The organism is Gleimia hominis, assembly GCF_032085515.1.
In the GTDB taxonomy this organism is placed as follows: Bacteria; Actinomycetota; Actinomycetes; order Actinomycetales; family Actinomycetaceae; genus Gleimia; species Gleimia hominis.
The window spans coordinates 100,427-110,014 of record NZ_JASXSX010000003.1; the positions used below are offsets into that span (position 1 = coordinate 100,427).

General features: G+C 57.7%; 6 protein-coding genes. 2 read left to right on the forward strand and 4 right to left on the reverse strand.

Going from position 1 to position 9,588, the window contains the following annotated elements:
- Positions 1–161 precede the first annotated feature (161 nt).
- Both QS713_RS07845 and QS713_RS07850 read left to right on the forward strand, forming a co-directional pair.
- On the forward strand, positions 162–1,658 hold the full coding sequence (locus tag QS713_RS07845; RefSeq protein ID WP_313274204.1) for a threonine/serine exporter family protein: 1,497 nt from the start codon (positions 162–164) through the stop codon (positions 1,656–1,658).
- A 448-nt stretch (positions 1,659–2,106) separates the two neighbouring features.
- A complete protein-coding gene (locus tag QS713_RS07850) occupies positions 2,107–3,702 on the forward strand; it encodes an aspartate:alanine exchanger family transporter (protein WP_313274207.1) in 1,596 nt (531 codons plus the stop codon).
- Positions 3,703–3,729: 27 nt separating this feature from the next.
- On the opposite strand, the gene manA is transcribed toward QS713_RS07850, so the two are convergent.
- The 4 genes from manA to QS713_RS07870 all read right to left on the reverse strand — a co-directional run bounded on the left by manA (position 3,730) and on the right by QS713_RS07870 (position 9,196).
- The gene (gene manA / locus QS713_RS07855; RefSeq protein ID WP_313274209.1) at positions 3,730–5,112 is read right to left on the reverse strand and encodes a mannose-6-phosphate isomerase, class I; all 1,383 of its coding nucleotides are present in this window, start codon (positions 5,110–5,112) and stop codon (positions 3,730–3,732) included.
- 117 nt (positions 5,113–5,229) lie between these two features.
- The gene (gene aspA / locus QS713_RS07860) at positions 5,230–6,678 is read right to left on the reverse strand and encodes an aspartate ammonia-lyase (RefSeq protein WP_313274211.1); all 1,449 of its coding nucleotides are present in this window, start codon (positions 6,676–6,678) and stop codon (positions 5,230–5,232) included.
- Positions 6,679–6,739: 61 nt separating this feature from the next.
- On the reverse strand, positions 6,740–7,729 hold the full coding sequence (locus tag QS713_RS07865) for an asparaginase (protein ID WP_313274213.1): 990 nt from the start codon (positions 7,727–7,729) through the stop codon (positions 6,740–6,742).
- Between the two features lie 3 nt (positions 7,730–7,732).
- The gene (locus tag QS713_RS07870) at positions 7,733–9,196 is read right to left on the reverse strand and encodes an amino acid permease (protein ID WP_313274215.1); all 1,464 of its coding nucleotides are present in this window, start codon (positions 9,194–9,196) and stop codon (positions 7,733–7,735) included.
- Between the last annotated feature and the right edge of the window lie 392 nt (positions 9,197–9,588).

Sequence of the window (9,588 nt, forward strand, 5' to 3'; positions counted from 1 at the left end):
CCAATCGCATTCTCTACCTACATCATAAAAGGATACCGGGCTGCGAAGCACGAATACTCGCTCATGAGCGGTTACTTGCATTTGGGTACAGCTGGTTTAGGACTGTTGCAGTGATTTCGCAAGCACGGTCGTTCTACACTGGGAACGTGTTATTTAAGCGATTGAGAAAACTCCTTCGAGGTTCCTCGACCTCTTCCACAGCCCCTGACCACACAGATCCCGACCCCAACTCTAACGACTCGGGAGAAGCTGAAACCAGCAAAACCGGGCAAACCCCAAGCAGTGAAGAGCTGGAACGGCAAGATATTGAGAAGCGCCTCGCCTCCCTTTCTTTAACCGAAGAGCAGACCGCGCAGCGCCAGCACGCGCGCGAACGCCTGGTGCGGCAAACCGGGGTGGTTCTAAAACTGGGCCGCATGCTCATGGGCGCGGGGGCGGGTGCCTACCGCGTAAAAACCTCCATGGCGCGCCTAGCTGCAGCAGTGGGAATAGATGAGTTCCATTCGCAAGTATTTTTTCATGAGGTAACCACCACCGCGTTTGCATCCGGCACGTTCCGCACCGAGTTGGCGGAGCAACGTGCCATCGGTGTGAACGCCGCGCGGATTGACGACTTGCGGGCCTTGGTTCGCAACTTGCACCCGCACATGATCGCCGAGGATATCGACGAGAAGCTCGATGAGATCGCAACCCGCCCCGCCCTCTACTCCCCCATGCAGCTCGCCATTGCCTCTGGCGCGGGCTGTGCATGTTTCGGCTGGCTTAACAAATGTGGGCCCATCGACTGCCTGGCGGTACTGATTGCCGCGTTCCTCGGACAAGCGCTGCGCGTGTGGCTGAACCGCCGCAAAGTTAATCACGCGGCCGTGTGGATGCTGTGCTCAATCCTGTCTTGCTCGATCTATGTGGCACTCGTGCAAGCCCTGTTCGTAACCGGCATGGTTGACGACACGCACCAAGCGGGGATAGTCTCCGCAATCCTGTTCCTCATTCCCGGTTTCCCCCTCACCACAGCCATTCTTGATTTAGTGAGGTTCGACCTGGTCGCCGGTGTAATGCGCGGCCTTTACGTGCTTATCCTCATGGTGTCCGCCGGGGTGGGTGCTTGGTTCGTCACCTCTTTGTTCAGCTGGGAAGTTACCGCCGCAGCCCCCGACCTGGGGTTGTCGACACTGCAACTGTACGGGTTGAACACCGCCGCAACGTTCGTAGCCGCGTTCTGCTTCGCAGTCTTATTCAACTGCAGGCCCCGCGTCGCCGCGTGCGCCGCACTGGTTGGCGCCGCTTTGAACCCAGCGCGGATCCTGCTCAACGCAAACGGTGCGCCCAGCCAACTCATGGCAGGGATCATGGCGCTCCTAGTTGGGCTTGCCGCAACCGCGATCGCGCTGCGCACCTACTACTCGCGCGTCTCCCTATCCGTCCCCGCGGTTGTCATCATGATTCCGGGCGTGCCGTTCTACCGGGCTATCAACGCCCTCAATGACGGCTCCTTCATGCAGGCACTCGGTTCACTCACCAGCATCTCTTTCGTCATCCTCGCTATCGGCGTTGGCCTCGCAGCCGCGCGGATGCTAACCGACCCCGGGTGGACGTTCGAACAACCCCTCACGATCCCCGACCGACTCTTGGGGAACAAGAAAACTTCAATCCACTAAACATCGCCCGCAGAAACGGCAGGCAGCCCTCTCTAGGAGCCCGTTTTAGGGGCCCATTATTGGGACTATTCTTAGAGGAACGCTCGTACCTCGGGCCCATGGGAAGGTGGGTCTTGGAAGATTGAGGGACGCACGTACCTCGGGCCCATGGGAAGGTGGGTCTAGCAAGATTGAGGAACGCACGTACCTCAGGCCGGCAAGAACGCGAGTGCGGCAACCATTAGGATGTGAATGCCTCTAGGCTTCGAGACGGAAGTCCCTCATGCGGATGATGTCAACCCAAAATACGGAAAACCGGAGGCGAAGACCCGCGCTTCTGGGACTGTATGCTTACGAAAACTACAAATGCACTGACATACTAGAGATTGTGGCACGCGACTGCCGCAAGACTGTATAAGCCGCCGTAACCCACGGCGACCTCTTGAGCGTATGTAGGAGCATTTACAACGTGAACGCAGTTTTCACCTTCTTAGCGGAACAACCAGTACTGACGTTGTTCCTTTTACTGGGAATCGGGATGGCCTTCGGGCACATCAAAATCCGAGGCGTGGGGCTGGGAGCGGCGGGTGTACTGTTCGCCGCCATCGGGATCTCCGCGTGGGCACAAGCAGGCAACATTGAGGTGCGAGTCCCTCACGAACTTGGGATCTTGGGGCTAGCCATATTCACGTTCGCCATCGGGATCAACGCCGGAGCCGCATTTTTCCACAACCTAAAAACCGCGGTAGGCCCCATCCTCTGCATGGTGATGCTCTACATTGTTGCTGCTGGCGCCGCATACCTGCTGGGCAGATTCGTGTTCGACCTACCGATATCCATGGTGTCCGGCACGTTCGCCGGTGCCCTCACAAACACGCCTGCGCTAGCTGCCGCCGGCCAAGCTTCCGGCGACATCGGGGCCGCCACCGTGGGGTACGCCGTGGCCTACCTATTTGGGGTTATCGGTATGATGATCGCCGCGGGCATGGCCCTGAGCTACGGCAAACACGACACGGACACCCCCTCGCCACTAGCGAACCGCACCATCCGCGTGGAGCGCACCGACAATCCCCTCGTGGGTGACATCTTCGAAATGATGGGTCGCAAAGTCACGTTCTCGCGCATCCGCCGCGGTGAAACCGGGCCGATTTCGCGCCCTGCCATGTCCGATGCACTGTTCAAAGACGACTTAGTGACCGTTGTGGGGCCGCGCGAACTCGTCACCCGGGTGGCTACTGAACTGGGGCACGGCTCGTCCCACTCGCTGATTCAAGACCGCTCCTACCTAGATTTCCGCCGCATCACCGTGTCCGATCCGAAACTAGCGGGCCACACGGTTGCGGACTTGGATCTGCCCTCCAAATTCTCGGGCACCATCTCCCGGGTACGGCGCGGTGATATCGACATGGTGGGCGAACCAGACCTCGTGCTACAGCAAGGCGACCGGGTGAGGGTGGTGGCCCCCACCTCAAAAATCAAAGAAATCACCAAGTTCTTCGGAGACTCCGCGCGCGGCCTATCCGACATTAACCCAATCGCCCTCGGATTCGGAATGGCCCTAGGAATTCTGCTCGGCGAGCTGCCGATCCTGACGCCATCCGGGGACTACTTCTCAATCGGCTCCGCCGCCGGCACTCTGATCGTCGGCCTGATCTTCGGACGCGTAGGCCGCGTGGGCCGCGTAGTCACCGCGATCCCCTACACGGCTGCCATGGTGCTGTCTGAGTTCGGCCTACTCATCTTCCTGGCGCAAGCGGGCACGAACGCGGGTGGGCAAATTGCGCAAGCCTTCACCGGTGGGCAATGGTGGCAAATCCTCATCCTCGGGGCCCTCATAACCACGATCATGGGGGCGGGCCTGTACGCGTCTATGCGGTGGATGTTCAAGATGGGCGGCACCCAAACCGCGGGGGTGCTTGGCGGTGCACAAACCCAACCCGCTGTGTTGGCGTTCGCGAACTCGCGGACAAACTCAGATCCGCGGGTTGCCATGGGCTACGCGTTGGTCTACCCCGTGGCGATGATCGGGAAAATCCTGGTTGCGCAGATCCTCGGCGGCATGTGAGCTTAATACGCTGCCGCGCACACCGGGTTAACTGCGCGGGGCGTTGCCGAATGGTTCAGTAACGATCGCGACGGTCGCATCACCGGTGGCGACCACGCGTGCACCCGCGCACGCGTACGCAGCACTACCGCGCGAATACTGCTCCCCACCTATGTGCGCGTCGCCGCGCAGCACTATGACCAGGGCGTCGCGCTCTACGTAATAGTCAACGCGCCCGCCAGTGGTGTCGCACGGATCTTGCCCTCCGGTGGTGTTGCACAGGTCCAGTTGGAAATCGGGTACCCCCGGGTCGTATCTCCAAACCACTGGCTCCGCGGCTGCACTCTCCACACCACTTTGCGCAGGTGCTGCTCCCGAAGCTGCACCTGCGAGTGCGGTCTCGGGCCTCGGCAAAGGCATAGGACCTGGCACAGACGCACGCACAGACGTAGGCCCGGTAACAGGCGTAGGCGTGGGAGCAGTCCGTAGCAAAGGCGTCGGCACGGGCACAGTCCCCCGTACAGGCGTAGGCACGATAAACGCGGGCCGGGTGGGCGCAAGATTCGCACAGGCCAGCAGTTCTTGCACATCCACGTGCTTATCGGTAAGCCCAGCGCGGATCACGTTGTCGGACGATGCCATCAGTTCTAGCCCCACGCCTTTAAGGTAGGCATGCACAGTGTTTACCGGCACCATAACCGCCTGCCCAGCTTCGGCCCGCACATGATTCATCGCAGCTGCAATGAGCACGCCCGGCTCGGTTGGGAAATACTCATCGACCTCCAACGCCACTCGCGCCCGGTCCACCTGCGGTTCACTCCCAGTAGCTAGGATCCGCTCACATCCCTCACGAAATTCTTGAAACAACGCTTCTTGAGGCGGGTTCGTCAACGCGTCATGTACGAATGCGTCAATCCCGCCGCGAGTGAGCAAAGCTGCATAACGCCGCCCCAACTCGCCTCCGATAGCAGAGAAAAACCGAGCAACTTCGCTCGGATCAGAGAACCCCACGAGCGCCCGCCACGACGTAAGCGTGTAAAGCATTTCCGGCTTGTGATTGCGGTCTTTAAAGGAACGCTCCCGCGAATGCAAAGGAATCCCCTGAGCATTCTCCCGCTCCCACCCCGCAGCCGCTTGCGCCCTCGAAGGGTGAACTTGCAGCGACAGGGGCCGGGCCACCGCAATGAACTTAGCGAGGTAAGCCAACCCCTCAACCGGCCGGTCGGCTCCAGGCGCGGGCTCATCTAAGATCTGCATCAAGGAACGCCCGTCATCAAGCGTGGCGGGCCCATCCGAATGAGTGCCGAACCAGATTTCCGCCAACGGTTTCCCATCGGGAACTGTGTCACATAGTTCGTGGAGAGCAACGGGATCACCCCAACTGTAATTTTGAGCAAAACCGTGCACGCGCCACACTTGTTTCAACTTCACAACTCCCTCTTGCTTACGCTGAGAAAAGTATAGCTAACCGAACGTTGAAAGTTATAGGCGCGTGCACGGCCACAACACTTATTCCTCCGGGGGAACTACTGATTTGCCCGGGGAAAGCTACTGCTTTGAAGGAATCCCCGCTTCGTCCTCCCCCCATATCTTCCCGGAATACTTTGGGTTAACCAGGTTTTCTACCGCGAGGATTTCGTCTACTTTGGCGCGTGGCAGCAAGCCTTTTTCAACAATCAGGTCCGCGACTTTCTTCCCGGTTTCACGCGCTTCGTTACCGATCTCGTCGCCTTTTGCGTGCCCGAGGATTTCGTTGAAGTAAGTGACGATTCCGATTGATCGGAACACTTCTTCGCGGCAGATCTTTGGGTGCGATTCAATCTCGGCGACGCACCGGTCTTGCAGTGTTTTCACACTGTTTTCTAGTAGGGTGATGGATTCAAACACGGTGTGTGCCATCACGGGTTCCATGACGTTCAGTTCTAGCTGAGCTGCTTCGGCTGCCATCGACACGGTGACGTCGTTGCCGATAACTTTGAAGCACGCCTGGTTCACGACCTCTGGAATAACCGGGTTGATTTTAGCGGGCATTATTGAAGAACCCGCCTGGTATGCGGGCAGCACGATTTCACTCAGACCCGCCCGCGGTCCGGAAGACAGCAGCCGCAGGTCATTACAGATTTTCGAAAGCTTAACTGCGAACCGTTTAATCGCGGCGTGCACACTCGTAATCGCACCCGTGTCCGGCGTGGCGGCCACCAGGTTGGGGGTACTTGTTATGTTCAGCCCGGTGACTTCCGCCAGTTCTTCACACGCCACCTTCGCGTAACCGACAGGTGTATTCAGGCCCGTACCAATCGCGGTTGCCCCCAGGTTCACCCGCAGCAGTTCTTCACTTGCCTTTTCGATAACGCTCATGTCGTCGCTCACCCAGTTGGCATAGCCGGCAAATTCTTGCCCGAGCGTCATCGGCACCGCGTCTTGCAGTTGCGTGCGCCCCATTTTTAGGACGTCTTTAAATTTTTCCGATTTTTGCTTGAGGCCATCGCGCAGCACCGCCATGTGCTCACGCAGTGCACACAACTCGTGGTAGATCCCCAGGCGCATCCCAGTGGGGTACGCGTCGTTTGTGGATTGGGATTTATTCACGTGATCGTTGGGGTGAATAATGTCGTAGCGTCCTTTTTCGTACCCCAGGGTTTCAAGCGCGAGGTTAGCTATGACCTCATTCGTATTCATATTAACGGACGTGCCAGCACCACCTTGGAAGGCATCTACGGGCCACTGGTCCATGCATTTGCCGTCGTTAAGCACCTTGTCACAGGCTTGTTCGATTGCGTTTGCGATGTCGTGAGGCAGTGTGTGCAGCCGTGCGTTAGCCCGCGCACTAGCTTTCTTAACCTGCACCATTCCTTTCACGAAAGAGGGGTAGTGGTCGATTCTCGTGTTCGAAATCTGGAAGTTCTCAACTGCCCGCAAGGTGTGTATGCCCCAGTAGTTTTCGGCTGGTACTTCGCGGGTGCCGAGCAGGTCTTTTTCTTTCCGCGTTCCTGTCAACGCTCTCTCCTCATTGATAGTGTCGTTAAAGTTTGGGATTTACGGTAGGTGAGGCGCGGATTTATTCGCGCAGCTCCCCCACCATGTTTTTACGCATCCAGTGTTCGATCTCGTCTCTGCCACAGCCTTGCGCGAGGAGGAACTGGACTTTAGCGTAGGTCGCTTCCGTGGTCATGGTTGCTGCGCTAACAGCACCAATTTCGCGCAGTGCGTACCCGGTTTCGTAGGAGTCGAATTCCACGGCCGCGTCGATGCATTGGGATGCGACAACTACGGTCATCCCTGCCTGTGAAACTTTGCGTAGCAACGCCATGAATCCCGCGTTGTTTGAGGGCCCGTTCCCAACCCCGAAGGCCCGGAGGATCACGGCGTCCGGGTTTCCATACAGCATGGCTTCAAGCCGTTCTGCTTTCAGGCCGGGCACCAGGTCGATGACGGGAACGTCGAAGTCCCGGAAGGGTTTCGGTTTCCGCCCCCATTCGCATCTGGTACCTGCGCGGGGTGCTTGGGTGAGGTGCCGCCAAGGCACCCCCACTTGAGCCAGCGGAGGTTCCGGGGAGGCGAACCCTTTGAATGACGTGGCAGAGGTTTTGCACACGCGCGCACCTTTTAGTACTTCCCCAGCGAAATACACGTACACCCCGGGGTCACACCAGGTGGCGGCGGTGAGCGCACCCATCACATTCGGTTTCGCATCCGACCCCCACTGGAACATGGGCAGCTGGGAGCCGGTCACAATGATTGGGATCGGCGTTCCAGACAGTGCGAATGCGAGGGCGGAAGACGTGTACGCGAGCGTGTCGGTACCGTGTAGTACAACCACGGAGTCTACGCCCTCAAACTGTTCAATATGGTCCACTATTTTTTGCCACAGGTGCGGCGCCATGTTGGATGAGTCCAGAAGCTTCTGAAACCGGGTGAACACTAGTTCGTGTCCGAACTCGGGGGCTACCGAGTTGAGCCAGTCTTCAATCGCATCTCCGGGCACAAGTCCGCGTTCGGACTGCACCATGCCCAGGGTGCCCCCGGTGTATACAACGCCTATGCGCACGGTTTACTCCTTCGGCTCTTCTTCGAGGATCTCGTCCATCATTTCAGGTTTAATCCGGTCACGGCACGCGTACCAGCCGATCACCATCATGATGCAGACGACCCCAAAGAGGGCGAGGGTTTTCTGCCCGTTCCCCAGCTCGTACCACTTCGTCACGCCAGCACGGTCGAATGCCATGGAAATGATTACGATGGCGAAGAACGCGATTGCGAGCAGGTTCGAGTAGGGAGCGAACGGGAGTTGGAACGAGGGGCGTTCCAGCTTCCCTTCCTTGGCTTTGCGCACGAAAATCCAGTGGGAGATAAGCACGGAGATCCACGTGCCGGCAATGCCGAATGCCGCTAGGTTCATCACGATTTCGAACGCTTCGGTCGGGTACACGTAGTTGATTGCCACCCCAATCAGCCCGAGAGCTGCGGTGAATGCGATGCCAGCTGCTGGCACCTTGTGCTTGTTGAGTTTCGCAGCCATTGCGGGGGCTTCGCCTGCAACGGCGAGGGAACGCAGGGTACGGCCAGTTGCGTATAGGCCTGCGTTGAGGGATGACAGTGCGGCTGTGAGCACCACGACCTGCATGATGTCACCCGCGTGTGGCACTCCGATACCGGTGAAGAAGGTGACGAATGGGGATTCGTCGCCCGAGTAAGCGTTCCAGGGCAGTACGAGGGTCATGAGGATCACGGAACCGACGTAAAAGAACGCGATACGCCAGATCATGGAGTTCACGGCCTTCGGCATGATCTTCCGGGTCTCTTGCGCTTCCCCGGCGGCTACACCCACCATTTCGGTGCCGCCGAATGCATAGATGACCCCCATGGACAGGGTGAACATGGGGACTACGCCCATTGGGAAGAACCCACCGTAGTCGGTCCAGTTGTGGAACCCAGCGGTGTGTTCACCAACTGCTGCGCCGGTTACGATCGCGTAGATTGCTATTCCCATGAACAGAAGAATCGCGGCAACTTTGATTGCTGCGAACCAGAATTCGAATTCCCCAAAGAATTTAACGGAGAATATGTTGAGTGCAAACACGATTGCTAGTGCAGCGGCTGCTAGTACCCATTGTGGGATTACTGTGAGTGCTGCCCAGTAGTGGAGGTAGAGCGCCACCGCAGTGATGTCTGCCATTACGGTAACCGCCCAGTCTAGGAAAAATAACCATCCGGTTATGTACGCGCCTTTCTCCCCTTGGAATTCGCGTGCGTACGATACGAATGCGCCTGAGGACGGCCGGTAGACCGATAGTTCCCCAAGTGCTCGGACCATGATGAACGCGAAGAAACCGCAGAGGGCGTACGATATCGCGAGGGCCGCACCGCCTTGTGCGAGCCTACCGCCAGCGCCTAGGAATAGGCCTGTGCCTATCGAGCCGCCGATTGCGATCATCTGCAGGTGCCTGTTCTTGAGGGACTTAGCGTACCCAGCATCTGCCTTGTCGGATTTGGTTACCCATTTTTTATCTGACATTTGTAGTTTCACTTTCAATTACACATATCAATCTCGTCAAGATTGATATCGCACCATTGCGTGTCAAGAGTTATTGTACGCTTATATTTACGCGTTGGTGCTGTTTTAGCCCACGCACAAATATAACTCTAAAAAGCTGCTGATCTTGAAGCTTTGCTCAACCGGGTTTTGGTTTCCACTACTCATGCGATCTTCAGTGAGTAATTGATGCCTGGAATATTTCTGAGCGTTCCAGTTGTTTGTTTTTGTGGTTGCTGTGTTCTGGCTTGTGTGTGTGTTGGCTTGCGTGTGTTACACGTGGTTTTTGGGTGTGTGTTTGGGGGCCGGCACTAGTGTGTGCCGGCCCCCAAATTGTTTAATGTGTTTTGTGTGTGGCGGTGTCTTACTCTCCC

What these genes read in the sequence shown, in the direction of transcription:
- QS713_RS07870 (WP_313274215.1), bottom strand. Translation starts at nt 9,196, where the DNA reads ATGTCAGATAAAAAATGGGTAACCAAATCCGACAAGGCAGATGCTGGG.